At 36.5% G+C, this 15,734-nt stretch carries 18 protein-coding genes; 9 read left to right on the top strand and 9 right to left on the bottom strand.

The window, feature by feature from the left end; translation table 11 throughout:
* Positions 1 to 71 precede the first annotated feature (71 nt).
* The 8 genes from LPC21_RS03380 to LPC21_RS03345 all read left to right on the top strand — a co-directional run bounded on the left by LPC21_RS03380 (position 72) and on the right by LPC21_RS03345 (position 6,146).
* Positions 72 to 422: an arsenate reductase family protein gene (locus LPC21_RS03380; RefSeq protein ID WP_229318101.1), complete on the top strand. Its 351-nt coding sequence runs from the start codon at positions 72 to 74 to the stop codon at positions 420 to 422.
* Positions 422 to 1,321 (top strand): DMT family transporter, encoded by a 900-nt coding sequence (locus tag LPC21_RS03375; RefSeq protein WP_229318100.1) that lies wholly within the window; start codon positions 422 to 424, stop codon positions 1,319 to 1,321. The genes LPC21_RS03380 and LPC21_RS03375 overlap by 1 nt, the downstream gene beginning before the upstream one ends.
* A 37-nt stretch (positions 1,322 to 1,358) precedes the next feature.
* Positions 1,359 to 2,219, top strand: a complete 861-nt coding sequence (locus tag LPC21_RS03370; RefSeq protein WP_229318099.1) for a YicC/YloC family endoribonuclease — start codon at positions 1,359 to 1,361, stop codon at positions 2,217 to 2,219.
* A 14-nt stretch (positions 2,220 to 2,233) separates the two neighbouring features.
* Positions 2,234 to 2,803 (top strand): guanylate kinase, encoded by a 570-nt coding sequence (gene gmk / locus LPC21_RS03365; protein ID WP_229318098.1) that lies wholly within the window; start codon positions 2,234 to 2,236, stop codon positions 2,801 to 2,803.
* A gap of 14 nt (positions 2,804 to 2,817) precedes the next feature.
* On the top strand, positions 2,818 to 3,408 hold the full coding sequence (nadD, locus tag LPC21_RS03360; RefSeq protein WP_229318097.1) for a nicotinate (nicotinamide) nucleotide adenylyltransferase: 591 nt from the start codon (positions 2,818 to 2,820) through the stop codon (positions 3,406 to 3,408).
* A gap of 73 nt (positions 3,409 to 3,481) precedes the next feature.
* The gene (locus tag LPC21_RS03355) at positions 3,482 to 4,645 is read left to right on the top strand and encodes an iron-containing alcohol dehydrogenase (RefSeq protein WP_229318096.1); all 1,164 of its coding nucleotides are present in this window, start codon (positions 3,482 to 3,484) and stop codon (positions 4,643 to 4,645) included.
* Between the two features lie 278 nt (positions 4,646 to 4,923).
* Positions 4,924 to 5,919: an NAD(P)H-dependent glycerol-3-phosphate dehydrogenase gene (locus LPC21_RS03350; RefSeq protein ID WP_229318095.1), complete on the top strand. Its 996-nt coding sequence runs from the start codon at positions 4,924 to 4,926 to the stop codon at positions 5,917 to 5,919.
* 11 nt (positions 5,920 to 5,930) lie between these two features.
* Positions 5,931 to 6,146 (top strand): hypothetical protein, encoded by a 216-nt coding sequence (locus tag LPC21_RS03345; protein WP_229318094.1) that lies wholly within the window; start codon positions 5,931 to 5,933, stop codon positions 6,144 to 6,146.
* On the opposite strand, the gene LPC21_RS03340 is transcribed toward LPC21_RS03345, so the two are convergent.
* From LPC21_RS03340 to LPC21_RS03330, 3 genes are all read right to left on the bottom strand, one after another.
* A complete protein-coding gene (locus tag LPC21_RS03340) occupies positions 6,147 to 6,554 on the bottom strand; it encodes a hypothetical protein (protein WP_229318093.1) in 408 nt (135 codons plus the stop codon).
* A gap of 48 nt (positions 6,555 to 6,602) precedes the next feature.
* The gene (gene pheS / locus LPC21_RS03335) at positions 6,603 to 7,622 is read right to left on the bottom strand and encodes a phenylalanine--tRNA ligase subunit alpha (RefSeq protein WP_229318092.1); all 1,020 of its coding nucleotides are present in this window, start codon (positions 7,620 to 7,622) and stop codon (positions 6,603 to 6,605) included.
* Between the two features lie 132 nt (positions 7,623 to 7,754).
* A complete protein-coding gene (locus tag LPC21_RS03330) occupies positions 7,755 to 8,111 on the bottom strand; it encodes a hypothetical protein (protein ID WP_229318091.1) in 357 nt (118 codons plus the stop codon).
* 135 nt (positions 8,112 to 8,246) lie between these two features.
* Here LPC21_RS03330 and LPC21_RS03325 point away from each other — a divergent pair, with 135 nt between their 5' ends.
* Positions 8,247 to 8,750 carry a CvpA family protein gene (locus LPC21_RS03325; RefSeq protein ID WP_229318090.1) on the top strand — a complete coding sequence of 168 codons (504 nt, stop codon included), beginning with the start codon at positions 8,247 to 8,249 and terminating at the stop codon, positions 8,748 to 8,750.
* Between the two features lie 10 nt (positions 8,751 to 8,760).
* Here LPC21_RS03325 and LPC21_RS03320 read toward each other — a convergent pair whose 3' ends face one another.
* The 6 genes from LPC21_RS03320 to LPC21_RS03295 are packed head-to-tail and all read right to left on the bottom strand — an operon-like array spanning position 8,761 to position 15,729.
* Positions 8,761 to 9,504 carry a tetratricopeptide repeat protein gene (locus LPC21_RS03320; protein WP_229318089.1) on the bottom strand — a complete coding sequence of 248 codons (744 nt, stop codon included), beginning with the start codon at positions 9,502 to 9,504 and terminating at the stop codon, positions 8,761 to 8,763.
* Between the two features lie 11 nt (positions 9,505 to 9,515).
* Positions 9,516 to 11,273 carry a BatD family protein gene (locus LPC21_RS03315; RefSeq protein ID WP_229318088.1) on the bottom strand — a complete coding sequence of 586 codons (1,758 nt, stop codon included), beginning with the start codon at positions 11,271 to 11,273 and terminating at the stop codon, positions 9,516 to 9,518.
* Between the two features lie 33 nt (positions 11,274 to 11,306).
* On the bottom strand, positions 11,307 to 12,083 hold the full coding sequence (locus LPC21_RS03310; protein ID WP_420828061.1) for a tetratricopeptide repeat protein: 777 nt from the start codon (positions 12,081 to 12,083) through the stop codon (positions 11,307 to 11,309).
* Positions 12,067 to 13,101, bottom strand: a complete 1,035-nt coding sequence (locus LPC21_RS03305; RefSeq protein WP_229318087.1) for a VWA domain-containing protein — start codon at positions 13,099 to 13,101, stop codon at positions 12,067 to 12,069. The genes LPC21_RS03310 and LPC21_RS03305 overlap by 17 nt, the downstream gene beginning before the upstream one ends.
* A 1-nt stretch (position 13,102) precedes the next feature.
* Positions 13,103 to 14,104 carry a vWA domain-containing protein gene (locus LPC21_RS03300; protein WP_229318086.1) on the bottom strand — a complete coding sequence of 334 codons (1,002 nt, stop codon included), beginning with the start codon at positions 14,102 to 14,104 and terminating at the stop codon, positions 13,103 to 13,105.
* A complete protein-coding gene (locus tag LPC21_RS03295) occupies positions 14,104 to 15,729 on the bottom strand; it encodes a hypothetical protein (RefSeq protein WP_229318085.1) in 1,626 nt (541 codons plus the stop codon). Before LPC21_RS03295 ends, LPC21_RS03300 begins: the two co-directional genes overlap by 1 nt.
* Positions 15,730 to 15,734 lie beyond the last annotated feature (5 nt).

The following is a 15,734-nucleotide window of genomic DNA, read 5'->3' as shown; positions in this document are numbered from 1 at the left end:
AAATTTTGCTAAAAATAAACATTTTAAGTTTCAAATGGATTTTCTTTGCAAAAAAGTAATCTCGTTTCAAAATGAACAAAATATACTACCTCGCTTCTTGCGATACCTGTCGAAAAATCATCAAAACCTTACCACAAGGACATAATTTGGTTTTTCACGACATCAAACAAGATCCAATTACTGAAGAACAATTAGACGAAATGCTCCAATTATCGGGAAGTTATGAAGCGCTTTTTAGTAAAAAAGCACAATTATACAAGTCCTTAGGATTGAAAGACAAAGCACTTACCGAAGCTGATTATAAAAAATACATCTTAGAGCATTATACTTTTCTAAGTCGTCCCGTTTTTATTATTAACGGCGCGATCTATATTGGCAACAGCCAACAAAACATCCTTCAAGTTCATAAAGCGTTGAGCTAATGTCGAAAAGAAATCTTGCTTTACTAGCCGCTACTTTGGTTTCCATTATTTACGGAATGACGTTTACAATCGCTAAAGATGTCATGCCGCAGTATTTGGATGCTTATGGATTTATTGTATTGCGTGTGGGTGGCGCTACCTTATTGTTTTGGTTAGTTTGGATTCTTATGAAACTCAGCGGCAAAATCCCTTCAGAAAAAATCAGTCGTTCGGATGTTCCAAGAATTATCGCAGCGGCCTTCTTTGGAATAGCAGTCAATATGCTTTGTTTTTTCAAAGGGCTAAGCTTAACCTCTCCGATTAGTGCAGCGGTAATTATGGTGTCTACACCAATGATTGTTTTGGTGCTTTCGGCTATTATTTTGAAAGAGCGCATGCGAAAACGAATGATTACCGGATTAGTTCTAGGTCTAGTTGGAACTACTTTTCTCATTCTGTATGGCAAATCTGTGGGTAGTGCCTCCAATGCCGGTTTAGGCAATTTGCTTGTTTTGATTAATGCTATTTCGTATGGATTTTACCTCATCATTGTTAAAAAATTAATGCACACCTACAACGCTTTTACTTTTGTAAAATGGTTGTACTTGGCCGGTTTTTTTATGGTATTACCTTTTGGTTGGAGTGTTTTTCAAACCGTCAATTGGGCCATAGTACCCAATAGTATTTTCTGGAAAATTGGCTTTGTTATTTTCTTTTCGACCTTTATCAACTATTTGTTGAATTTACTTTCAATGAAAGAATTGAGCCCTAATACCGTAGCTGTTTTTATTTATTTACAACCATTATTTGCTACCATTTTTGCCATCGGATTAGGAAAAGATGAGTTGAATGGCGTTAAAATAATTTCGGCGGCCCTAATTTTTAGTGGGGTTTATCTGGTTACCCTAAAGAAATCCTAAAATTTCAATACATTTGTAGCTATTACACAATTCATATATGATACAATCAATGACTGGTTTTGGTAAAGCCACTTTGCAATTACCAACCAAAAAAATCACGGTAGAAGTAAAATCTTTAAATAGTAAAGGACTCGATTTAAATGTCAGAATGCCTTCGCTTTACCGCGAAATGGAATTGGGTTTACGCAACCAAATTGCACTACAACTGGAAAGAGGAAAAGTAGATTTTTCGATTTTCATCGAAAGTACTGCTGAACAAACTTCGACTAAAGTCAATGTGCCGATCGTAAAAGCCTATATGGAACAATTAAGAGCTGTTTATGCCGAAGCTGATGAAGTGGAATTAATGAAAATGGCCATTCGTATGCCGGATACAATGAAAACGGAACGCGAAGAAATTGACGAAAATGACTGGGCTCAAATTGAAACCGCTATTACTGAAGCCCTTCAAAATATTTTGACTTTTAGAAGAGACGAAGGTCAATCGCTAGAAAAAGAATTTCAATTGCGCATTGCTAATATTCGCCAATACATGAATGAAGCTTTGGCTTTAGATCACGAACGTGTTCAAACTATCAAAGACCGTTTGCACAATGCCATTACAGAGCTAAAAGTGGCTGTTGATGAAAACCGATTTGAACAAGAATTGATTTATTACCTAGAGAAATTAGATATTACCGAAGAGAAAGTACGTTTGACAAATCACCTAGATTATTTCTTGGAAACGATTAAAGGTACGGAAGCAAATGGTAGAAAATTAGGTTTTATTACTCAAGAAATGGGAAGAGAAATCAATACCATGGGTTCTAAATCGAATCATGCAAAAATGCAAAAATTAGTCGTTCAAATGAAAGACGAATTAGAGAAAATTAAAGAACAAGTATTGAATGTTCTTTAAATAATTAGCATACTATGAAAGGGAAATTAATCGTATTCTCAGCACCATCAGGTTCGGGAAAAACAACTATAGTAAGGCATTTATTGGCACAAGCCGATTTGAATTTGGAATTCTCCATTTCGGCAGCGACTCGCGAAGCGCGTGGCGAAGAAGTGAATGGAAAAGACTATTATTTTATGTCGTTAGACCAATTCAAACAGCACATCAAAAACGAAGATTTTGTGGAATGGGAAGAAGTGTACCGTGATAATTTTTACGGCACTTTAAAAAGTGAAGTAGAACGCATTTGGGCCAAAGGCAAAAATGTGATTTTTGATATTGATGTTGCAGGCGGATTGCGAATCAAATCTAAATTTCCTGAAGAAACTTTAGCAGTTTTCGTAAAACCACCAAGTGTGGACGAATTGAAACGCAGATTGAAAGAACGCTCTACTGAAACCGAAGAAAAAATCAATATGCGCATAGCAAAAGCCCACGTAGAATTGGCAACTGCTCCGCAATTTGATGTGGTGATTAAAAACTACGATTTAGAGGTCGCCTTAGACGAAGCGAATCAATTAGTGAAAGCATTTATTTCTAAATAGTAAGTACTAAATCTATGAAAATAGGTCTCTATTTTGGAACGTTCAATCCTATTCATGTGGGGCATTTAATTATTGCCAACCACATGGCAGAACACGCCGATTTAGACCAAGTTTGGATGGTGGTTACGCCACACAATCCGTTAAAAAAGAAAAGTACCTTATTGGCTGATCATCACCGATTAGAAATGGTGTTTTTGGCAACCGAAGATTTTCCAAAAATCAAACCTTCCGATATAGAGTTCAAACTTTCGCAACCCAATTATACGGTGAATACTTTGGTTCATTTGGAAGAAAAATTTCCTGAACATAGTTTCTCTTTAATTATGGGCGAAGACAATTTGAGATCCTTCCACAAATGGAAAAATTATGAAGCTATTTTAGCGCATCACGATATTTATGTCTATCCAAGAATTGCTACTACTGCTGATCCCTCTGAAAATAGTATTTTCAAAAATCATCCAAAAATCCATATGATAGACGCACCTGTCGTAGAGATCTCTTCCACTTCAATTAGAGAAAATATCAAAAAAGGCAAAAATGTATTACCATTACTGCCTTCAAAGGTTTGGGAATACATTGACCACAACAATTTTTACAAAAAATAAACCGATTTCTAGTAACAGTTGTTTACTCAATTACTATCGTTTAATAGCGTATCTTTAATCAAAAATTATCCCTATGTTGAATTTCGAATTATACAATCCTGTCAAATTAGTTTTTGGAAAAGGAGAAATAGAAAAAGTAAGTACTCTGATTCCTAAAGAATCAAAAATACTAGTCGCTTACGGCGGTGGTAGTATTTTCAAAAACGGAATTTACGACCAAGTAAAAAAAGCGCTTGAAGGTTTTAATGTAGTTGAATTTGGTGGAATCGAAGCCAATCCCTATTTCGAAACCTTAATGAAAGCGGTGGAAATTATTCGCGAACAAAAAATAGATTTCATTTTAGCTGTTGGTGGTGGAAGTGTTATCGACGGCGTAAAATTCATTTCGGCTGCTGCCAAATTTGAAGGAGATCCGATCGACATTTTGCACAAAAGAATCATCTTCAAAGAAGGGGCTGATGTAGTGCCTTTTGGAACCGTTCTAACGTTACCTGCTACAGGAAGTGAAATGAATTCAGGTTCGGTAGTTTCAATTAAAGCAACACAAGAAAAACGTGATTTTGGCGGGTCAGCTATGTTTCCAAAATTTTCAATTTGCGACCCAACAGTGATCGCTTCGTTACCCAAAAGACAATTGCAAAATGGGGTAATTGATGCTTATGTCCACGTTTTAGAACAATATTTAACCTACCCACATGAAGGCTTTTTACAAGATCGAATTGCCGAAAGTATCCTGCAAACCTTAGTAGAAATAGGTCCAAAAGTGGTTGAAAACCCAACTGATTATGCCTTGGCTTCCAACTTTATGTGGAGTTGTACCATGGCATTGAACGGATTGATTCAAAAAGGAGTTCCGTCGGACTGGGCAACTCATATGATAGGCCATGAGTTAACAGCGTTGTACAATATTGACCACGCTAGAACATTAGCTATAATTGGTCCAAACCTATACCGTGTCTTATTTGAAACCAAAAAAGAAAAATTAGCGCAATACGGAAAACGAGTGTTTCAATTGACTGGAACGGACGAAGAGATTGCTCGTGAAGCTATTGGGGCAACGGTTGCATTTTATCATACAATGGGAATGAAAACCAAGATTTCTGAAAATGCCTCAAACATTGAAAACACCGCTGATTTTATCGTCAACCGATTTGAAGAAAGAGGTTGGAAAGCTTTAGGAGAAAGACAAAATATTACTTTAGAAAAACTACGAGAAATAGTCGAATTAAGTTATTAATAAGCAATAAAAAAAGGCGTTCTACTAACTTTGGTGGGACGCCTTTTTAAAATACAAAAACAAAACTAACTAACTCAAAATGCATTGTAACTATAAAAACTTCATTAATAATAGTTTACAACGTTAACTAGTGTTTTTTTATTGTGTGTTGGGGTGAAAAAAGTAACGGGAATTTAATTTTTTTATTGCTAAAGCCCACAAATCCTGAGTATGCCAAAAGGAATAAATTGGTGTTTTTTATTTTTTTTACCTACTTTTGATTAAATCCAAAATACAAAATGGCCGAAAATTTAAAATTTGCAGTTATTGGTGGAGGTAGTTGGGCTACCGCCATTGCTAAAATGCTGTGCGCTAATGTCCAAGAGATTGCTTGGTACATGCGAAACGAAGCTGCAATTGAACATATCAAAGTAGAAAAACACAATCCGAATTACTTAAGTTCGGTGGAGTTTGATACCAATAAGTTACGATTAACTCACGATATTAACGAAGCGGTTGCTTTTGCCGATTATCTCATTTTTGCTATTCCTTCCGCTTTTTTGGAAACTGAATTGGCCAATTTGACAACTTCGCTGGAAAACAAAATTATTTTCTCTGCCATTAAAGGAATTGTTCCTGAAACTAGTTTAATTGTAGGCGAACACTTCCATGTTAATTACAACATTCCTTATGATAACATTGGCGTAATTACTGGCCCTTGTCATGCAGAAGAAGTGGCATTAGAACGCCTTTCGTATCTAACCATCGCATGTGGAGATGCTGAAAAAGCGGCCTATGTAGCTGCCAATTTATCCAGCAATTACATCAAAACTAAAATAACCGATGACATCATTGGTACCGAATATGCGGCCATGTTAAAAAACATTTACGCCGTCGCGGCAGGAATAGCTCATGGCTTAGGCTATGGCGACAACTTTCAATCGGTATTGATGAGTAATGCCATTCGCGAGATGAAAAAATTCATCAAAAAAGTACACAAAATGAAACGTAACATCAATGATTCGGCTTACTTGGGCGATTTATTGGTTACAGGGTATTCTGTTTTTTCTAGAAACAGGATGTTCGGAAATATGATTGGAAAAGGCTATACGGTAAAAAGTGCTATGATGGAAATGAGTATGGTAGCCGAAGGCTATTATGCTACTAAAAGTGCCTATCAATTGAATCAGGGATATGGAGCCAGCACACCAATAATTGATGCCGTGTATAGCATTTTGTATGAAGGTAAAAATGCTAAAAAAGTATTCAAAAATTTGACAGATCAATTGGATTAAATACGATAATTATGAGCGAAAGATGGAAATATCAGGTTAAAACAGGTGTTTTTTGGGGACTATTTATGATCGGTTTTTCTACATGGTACTTGTCTGGCACAACACCATTAGCCACCCAATTAGCTGATAACGGCTACTATTTTAGAGCCGTTGGTTATATTGTATTTGGAATTTTTGTGTTGGGCTACTCGAGCTGGACCGCTAAAAAACGCAGAGAAGGTAAATAATTACCGAACAATTACGCCATCTACAAATAAAATGGGTACTTCTTCTTGATTGGTTTCTTGAATCGAATTGGCTTTAAAAATAAATTTCTTGTCATACAAGGTGTTTCCGATAAAAAAAGTGACCATAAATTCATTGTTCAGCGCCAAAACACTTTTTTCAATCAATTCGATTTTGGCCACAGAAACCTCAGGAATTTCTGCAAATGCATGACGCAAAAGCGACGTTTTTTTCATCTCTCCGTCAATGGTTCCAAATGCTTTAGAAACGACCATGACTCCGTCTAGTTGGAAATCAGAATCGTTTACCAAATAAGCATACCACACTTTTTCCATGAACTCATCGCTCCATTCTTGAACGACTGCCATGAAAACATTTTCAACTTCGGGAATGATAATATCTTTCTTCATATTGTAAAAAACCCTTTCTAAAGTTACTTCAAAAAGGGTGATTAATAATTATACTAGTGATTTAAATTGTTCTAAGAAACGAACATCGTTTTCATAGAACATTCGGATGTCTCCAATTTGATACAACAACATCGCAATACGCTCTACTCCCATTCCGAAAGCAAAACCATTGTATTCTTCTGGATCAATTCCGCAGTTTTTCAAAACGTTAGGGTCTACCATTCCGCAACCCCCAATTTCTAACCAACCGGTTCCTTTTGTAATACGGTAATCGGTTTCGGTTTTTAGGCCCCAATAAATGTCAATCTCAGCACTTGGTTCTGTAAAAGGAAAATAAGACGGTCTCAACCGAATTTTTGACTTGCCAAACATCTCTTTGGTGAAATACAATAAGGTTTGTTTCAAGTCGGCAAAAGAAACGTCTTTGTCAATATACAATCCTTCCACTTGATGGAAAATGCAGTGCGAACGTGACGAAACCGCTTCGTTACGAAAAACACGTCCAGGAGAAATGGTTCTAATGGGCGGTTTGTTATTTTCCATATAACGCACTTGTACTGATGAAGTGTGAGTACGCAACAAAATATCAGGATTGGTTTGAATAAAAAAGGTGTCCTGCATGTCACGAGCCGGATGGTATTCGGGCAAGTTCAAAGCAGTAAAATTGTGCCAATCGTCCTCGATCTCTGGGCCTTCAGACACATTGAAACCTATGGTTGAAAATATATCAATAATTTGATTCTTAACTATGGAAATGGGATGACGAGACCCAATCAAAACGGGTTCTGCAGCACGAGTTAAATCGCCATAAAATCCTTTGCTTTCTTCTTTGCTTTCTAGGGCTTCTTGGATAGATTTTACTTTGTCTTCGGCAGAGGTTTTCAATAAATTAATTACTTGTCCAAATTCTTTTTTCTGTTCGTTAGGAACATTTTTAAATTCAGCAAACAACTCTTTTAAAAGTCCCTTACTTCCTAAAAATTTAATTCGGAAAGCTTCTAGTTCTGCTGGATCTTGGGAAGAAAATCCTTGTGCTTCGCTAATATATTCTTTTATCTTGTCTATCATCCGTCTATTGGTAAAGGTGCAAAATTACATTTTTTTAGTGAAAACTAAAACCTGGCTTGGTGATTCGTGATTCGTAATTCGTGATTCGGATTAAATTGGGACTAATTACCATTCACTAATTACTGATCGCTCTTACTTAATCAACTCTCTTTCAATGAAATAATTCACGATCGCTTCTTTCATCAAGACCGATTGCTCCCCCGCTTTTAATGGCGGTAATTCTTCTTTTACTTTGTAATGCGGCCAGCCTTCGTCGTCAAAAAATTCAAATTCATAATAGCCATACGGTTCTAACAAACGACAAATGGCAATGTGCATTAAGTTTAGTTTTTCATCCTTTTTGAACTCGCGATGCAATTTTCCTAATTCTTGAATTCCTATTAAGTAAATGATGGCATCCAAATCCAAATCTTCGCCTTGCGAAAACCGATCGGATAATATAGTTACAAGCTGTTCCCAGCGTTCTTTCAATTGTGCGTCTCTTGACATTGGATGTGCGATTTACGATTTACGAATTACAAATTGTAAAACGAAACCAAAATTGGAGTTGCAAAGATAAGAAGAGAAAATTGACAACAGCCTATTCTCAATTCTTTTATATTTGCGCTTATAAACAATACAACTATGGGATTTTTAGACATAATTATTGGGGCGTTATTGGTATATGCCGCGTTTAAAGGAATTCAAAATGGACTTTTTGTGGAACTGGCTTCCTTTTTTTCTTTAATTGTTGGAATTTATTTGGCTTTTCAATTTTCATCTATGGCTAAAACCGCTTTAGCAGGTGTATTAAAATGGAATCCGTATACCATCCAGATCATTGCTTTTATTGGTACTTTTTTAGTCGTAATTATTAGCGTGTCTTTAGCCGGAAAGTTCTTGACTAAGTTTGCCAGTTTTGCTTATTTGGGATGGATAAATAAAGCAGGGGGAGGTTTTTTTAGAGTGCTGAAAACGGTTTTAATTGTGAGTATTCTATTTAGTGTTTTTGAGAAAATCAACTACAATCATTTTTTGGCCAAAAAAGAAACTTTAGATCGCTCTATTTTCTTTAATCCGATTCAAAAAACTGCTGATTTTGTGTTTCCTTCTATTCAGAAATTATACCAAAAAGCGACGGCTAAATAACCCTGCTTTTCTATTTCACCTCTCTAATGGCTTCGTTTTCAATCCACCCTTCCGTGCCATCAGTAAGTTCAATTTTTTTCCACTTACCCAAAGTTTCCTCCACAAAAACTTTGGTTCCTTCGTGTAAAATAAAAGTGGCGGGGCTCCCTTTTTGCGGTTCACTTTTTACCTCTGATACTTCAGCAAAAACGATAGCTGGTCGTTCGTTTATAAAATGATTTTTTTCAAATATCCCGGCACCTATACTTAGGAATAGGAAGATTAACCACAGAAACATCCCAATAAAGAAAATGCGTTTGTAGAGGGTGGCAGGCGAAAAATAATAGCCAATAAAAAAGCCTAAAAACAAGAATCCAAAAACGATCGAAATACACGCCCAGGTATTGAAATGATACATTCCCGTAAAATCTCGAAGCAATTTGGCAAAGCCTACTTTGGGCACTTCTTTTACCTCATCGATGGTTAATTTATGTGCGAATTTCAAGTTGTTTGTGATGTCTACATCATCGGGAGACAAGACTAAGGCTTTCTCATAATTGTAGATCGACGGCGCTACTTGGTGCAATTTGTAGTAACAATTCCCTAAATTGAAATACAATTCGGCAGATTGCTGATGCGAATCCAATACGCTTTCGTAGGCCTGAATCGCTTGTTCGTATTGCCCTTTTTGATACAAAACATTCCCTTTTTCGAATCCGCTTTGAGCAAATCCAAAAGAAGTGATGAATACTATTATATAGACTAAATGTTTCATTTCGTTATCCGTTAAATCTGTTTTTCCAATTCTGAAATTATCTCTACAGCCTTATCAAAATCATTTTGAATTGACGTACTTGAAGCAGGTGCATAACGCGCGAATTCGCAGTTCTCTGTCAAGGCAATAAAATCAGCAACTACTTCTGGATTGGCATTGCGAGACAACAACAATTCTTGAATATTATCTTTACTCATTTCTGAAGTTTCAATGTGCAATTTGGCTTTCAAGAAATTGTGCATTGCTTTTTCCAAAGCCACATAAAATGGCTCTTTATTATTGATTTGTTTTTTGGCCTCAGACAAATATTTCTTAGCCAATCGGTTGTTCATTCGGATTCTGTTTCCAGTTACATCGCCATCCAACGCTTCTTTTCTTTTTCGCAATAGCACTAAAATTGGCAAGGCTATAAATGGCAGGAGTAATAATAAATAATACCATAAGGACCCAAAGAAATCATGTCGCTTAGAGGAAACTAATTCGGTTTTTAGTTTGATAAATTTGAATTGTTCTAGTTTTTCAATTTTATTTTTATTGCCTCCATTAGTTGAATCTACAGCCTGATTCGCACTAGGTCCATCCAAGACATTGATAACTATTTCTTCTGATGAAATGGTTTTATAAGTTCCTGAACCCAAATCAAAATAGCTAAACTGCATTGGTTTGATTGGGTATTTTCCTTTGTATTGTGGCACAATGGTGTAGCTGTCTACTATTTTTCCGGTCATTCCCGACAAGCCTGTATTAACTTGCTCTTTGTGAACCGCATCATACATTTCGAGTGCATTAGGCGCTACTGGTTTAGGCAAATCAAATAATTTCAAATTTCCTTTTCCACTAACACTTACGACCAAATCCAAACTTTCACCGTTTTTCAAATTGGTTTTTGTTGGCGTTACTTTGAAATCAAAGTTACCCACTGCTCCTGTAAATCCTTCTGGTTTTCCCGCTTCAGGAAGTGGTTTTACTGTAATTGTTTTGGTACCTGCCGAAACCCGCTTATTGCCTTCGGTAATCATGACTCTACCAAACATATCTCTACGATTGGTTGGCAATTGCACATCAATATCAAGAGCTAAAGTTTCGATTTTTAGACGTCCCGATTTTTGAGGATATAGGACAGTTTTTCTAAGAGTAACAAAGCGATAGCGTTGTCCTTTAAACATGCCTTCTTCGGCAACCAATTGTTTGATGTCGATATTCTGACTCCAAAAATCATTGTATTTTGGTTTGTCCAATTCGCGCCAATTCGTGATGCCAATATTGTAGCTGAAATATAATTTATAGACTACTGTAATCGGTTCATTGATGTACGGATTGGTCTTAGAAATATCCGCTACGAGGTAAATGTTATTGTCGGCTGAAATTTGTGGTGCATTCGGATCGTTAGGATCGGCTTGTTGCTGTACAGGATTGGTTACAATAACTCTAATTGGAGCAGTTTTATACAATTGGCCATTGAACTCAATCACCGCTTGTTTGATTACTAAATTCCCTTTTTGCAAAGGCAATAAAAAATAGGAATATATTTTTTCAAATGAACTTCGACCGTTAATCCACGATTGACTAATTTGCTGACTCGGTCCAGCAATTACTCGAAAGCCTTCGAAATTGGGTTGTACAAAATTATCACCGTCTACATTCATTATAAAATCTACTCGTAGTCTTTCGTTAAGACCGAGCGAGTTTCTGCTAACTTTTGCCTCAAATTGTACTTGAGCCAGAAGTCCTTGAAAACTGATTAATAATAGTAGTATGTATTTTTTCATTGGGTATTAAATGGTATTCTTATTTCAAATTACTTACCAATCTTTTTCTGTTTGAACTGGTTTTCCTTTTACTTTTTGAGCATTGACTTTATTCTGAACTTTCTTTTCTTCATTGTTCACCGCATCTAATAAATTCTGAACGCGTTGCTGCGAAATTCCGCCAGGATTTGGTTTTGGCTGCCCTTGATTTTTAGAAGGATCGTCTTTTTTATCCGACTTGTTTTTATCCTTATCGCCGTCTTTCTTATCGTCTTTTTTATCTTTGTTCTTATCCTTATCTTTATTCTCGCCGTCTTTCTTGTCGTCCTTTTTGTCTTTGTTCTTGTCCTTATTTTTATCTTTATTCTTGTCGTCTTTCGGCGGATTGTCTTTTAGCATTTTCTTTGCCAAAGCATAATTGTAACGTGTTTCTTCGTCTTGTGGATTATTGCGAAGCGCATTTTTATAGGCTTCGACCGCTTGCGAATAATTTTTCTCCTTCATAAAAACATTTCCTAAGTTGTGAAACGCTTTGTGTTTTTGAGGATAGGTTTTGATGTTTTTTAAGGCATTGGCAAAAGCAATCTTGGATTCCGAAAACTGATTTTGTCGGTAAATGGCATTTCCTAAATTGTAATACGCAACAGTTCTTCTTGGGAATTTAGAATGTGAGATTCGGTAATTCGCTTCGGCATCGGCATACTTTTTTGCAGCAAATTCTTCATTCGCTTTGGGCAAAAGAGCATCTTTCTCTTGGGCTGTAATTGCCAAAGAAAACACGAGCAAAATCGATACAAATACCTTTTTCATCATTTTATTTTTCCTTTTCATTAAACAAATTGAGTCGGTTTACCCATTTAGTTTTGCGTTCCAATAGAAAAACATCAGCAAATAATAACAGGAAGGCAAAACCTAGAAACCACTGAAATTGCGATTGAAAATCGGCCATTTGGGTGGCTTCAAATTCGGTTTTCTCTATATTATTCAAAGCGTTTTTCACATAATCAATAACCTCTTTAGTATTGGCACCATTGGCATAACCGCCTTTGGTCGCTTTTGCAATAGCCGTCAAACTTTCGGAGTTCAATTTGGTAATCACCACTTCGTTATTGCTATCCCTTTTTAAGCCCTCCATCACGCCATTTCGTCGCAATGGAATAGTACCCCCATTTGGAGTTCCAACACCAATTGTAATGATTTTAATACCTAATTTATTAGCTTCTTCCGCAGCAGCTTCGGCACCTTCTGAGTGGTCTTCTCCGTCTGAAACTAGAATCAATAATTTACTTGTTTTTTTATCATCAAAATAGGTTGCCGACAATTTAATCGCTTCGTCCAACGAAGTTCCGACAGACGAAACCATATCGGTATTCATACTTTGCAAGAACATTTTGGCTACACTGTAATCTGTAGTTATGGGTAATACTGGAAACGAACTTCCTGCATAGGCCACAATCCCAATTCTATCATTGCCTAATTGATTGATAATTTGAGAAACCAATTGCTTGCTTTTGTCCAAACGATTGGGCGCTACATCTTCGCACAACATACTTTTAGAAACATCTATCGCAAAAACAATGTCGATTCCTTCACGCTTTACGGTTTCCATTTTGGTTCCAATTTTTGGATTCACCAAGCCAAAAATCAAAGCTGTTAAAGCTAAAAGCAGTACCGCTAACTTTAGAATTGGTTTGAATACGGAACTTTCAGGACTTAACCGTTGTACCAATTCTAAATCACCAAATTCGCGTTGTTTTTTTCTTTTCCAATACATATTGAAAAGAAAAACTAGCACCAAAAGTGGCAATAGAAAAAGTAAGTACAAATATTTTTTTTCGTCTAATTCCATTTTAAATAAATGATCGGTATACCGTATTTCGCAATCCTAATTCTAACAACAATAAAAATCCAGCTAACCAAACAAAGGGTCTGTATTTTTCATCGTAATCGTAAAATTTCAACTCTTCAATTTCAGTAGTTTCAAGTTTATTGATGGCGGCATATATTTCTTCCAATTTAGTATTACTCGTCGCTCTAAAATATTTCCCGTCGGTTTTGCGAGCAATATTTTTCATCAACTGTTCATCAATTTCTACCTGCATCATGCGGAATAAAAATTGTCCGTTTGGCGCTATCGCATACGGAAATTCGGCCATTCCATTCGTACCAATCCCTACTGTGTATACTTTGATTCCGTATTGTTTTGCAATATCCGAAGCGGTTTCAGGTTCAATAAACCCAGCATTGTTGACACCATCAGTCAATAGAATAATCACTTTACTTTTGGCTTTACTGTCTTTCAAACGGTTTACGGCTGTCGCCAATCCCATCCCGATTCCAGTTCCGTCTTGCAACACATTATCGTATTTGATACTTTCTATCGCTTGTTGGATAATCGCTTTGTCACTTGTCACCGGAGTTTTAGTATAGGCTTCAGAAGCATACACTACTAACCCAATTCGATCGTTTGGTCTTTCCTCAACAAAACTTGCCGCTACTTTTTTCAAAGCCTCCATACGATTGGGTTTCAAATCCTTGGCCAACATACTCCCCGAGACGTCAATCGCCATTACAATGTCAATCCCTTTTGTGGTCTTCGTTTTGTTGCTAATATCTACGGTTCTTGGTCTTGCCATGGCTACAATTAATGCAGTTAAAGCCAATAAGCGAAACACTCCTAAAAATGGATACAGTCTTACAAAAAATGATTTAGAACCTGTAAAACCAGCAGTCGAACTTATTTTCAAGGTCGCCGTTTGTTGGTTCCTTTTCAAATACAACCAAGCCGCTGCTGCTGGAATCAATAGCAACAGCCAAAAAAATTCTGGATTTAAAAAGCTTAGTTTTTCCATTAATTACCGGCTTGTCTTAGTTCAACTGATTGTAACATTCGTTCTGCAATAGCGCTACCATATTGATCACCCTCAGGAAAGACAATCATAATTTGTTGTAATCCTTGATTTTGTTTGAAATATAAAATCTCATAATATACTTTTTCGCTCGACTTGGTTAACGGATTTAACATCGACATCGTTCCGTAGCCTTTTAATCCTTGAACGCCTCTTTCAGTTTGAAAATCTTCTTGTTTGACAATGATATTTTGACCGCCTTGAGCTTCAATTATTTTTAAATTGCCTTCCATGGCTTTCGCCAAATCAATATCGGTAGGTTGTTTGAATTGACTGGTAGATACCATGATATAAAACCCATTCATCATATCGCCATACTGAAACAATTGCATTTCTTTGATCAGTGCCATGGTGTTTTTTGGCAACACTTTTTCGGCTTCTACTCTTTTTAATACTTGAGGCGTTTCAATTAAAATTCCTGGATTTCCGTATTCACTTTTCACCCATTCTCCTTCTAACAATTCTTTGGTTTCGCGTCCAAATACAGTGTCTATAACATAGCCAAAGCCTCTTGTTACCACAAAAAATCCAGTTACTAAAACAAGTAAAAGCAGGGCCGAAAGAATCGCCGTGCGAATTTGTTTGGCTTTCTTTTTCTTCAGCTGCAATTGCATTTGATGTTGTCTTTGCGCTTCGTTTAAAAGCAAATCTTCATCTTCAGGGACTTCCACAGGAATGGCCTTGTCCAAGGTCAAAATCGCTTTTTGAATTTTATTTCTGTCTTCGGTAATTTCAAAATCCATTGGCTTAGACTTCGCAAATTTTACCAAATCGGCTTGTTTTAAAACCCGTTCTAAATTTTCGATTGTTTCTTGCGAAAGTGTCATTTTCTTTTTAACCGAAGCGGCTTTCAAAGCCGAAATCAATTCCGAAGTGGTACTTTCCATCGCTGGAATTTCAATAGCTTCTTCGATATAATTTCGTGCAATATCAGTCAATTGACTGTAATATTCTTTGATTTCACCTTGTTGCCACAATTCTTTTTTTTCCAAAATTGTTAGCAATGAAGTCGCTTTTTCGATAGGGGTTTTATAGACTTCTTCTGCACTATCTTTCTTTTGTCTTTTCTTGAAGTACCAATAGCCCAAAGCCCCCAATCCTGCTAATAGGATAATTGCCAATAGGTATTTCCACCAATTGCCCCAGTGACTTTCAGCCGCAACAATATCCTTGATATCGTACATTTTTTGTTGTAATGTATCCACTTTCACATTGGCCACCTCTACCAAAATAGAATCGGTGAAAACTGGTTTTTTGTTAATCAAGATGGATACTCTTGGAATCGTATATTTACCCGAATCAAATTGGGTTAGACCGTATTTTTTAATCAATTCGTAGCGATCATTGTTGCGAATTGTATCTATTGGATAGGAACGAATTACTTCTAAAGCGCCCATGTTTTTCAAATTAGGAAAAACTACTCTGGCCGAAGTGTCCACCGAAGTTTTCAAAGTCAATTTGAACTCGGCTCCAATTTTAATGCGGGTCGTATCAATCGCCGTAGTCACCTTTTGTGCAAAAAGTGCGGTGGAAAGAAGATAAAATACTATGAATGCTATTTTTTTCATTGATG

Origin of the sequence: Flavobacterium ammoniigenes, assembly GCF_020886055.1 — a bacterium.
GTDB classification, from domain to species: Bacteria; Bacteroidota; Bacteroidia; order Flavobacteriales; family Flavobacteriaceae; genus Flavobacterium; species Flavobacterium ammoniigenes.
Note: the sequence above shows the minus strand (reverse complement) of the source record. Positions and strands in the feature narration are given on the sequence as shown.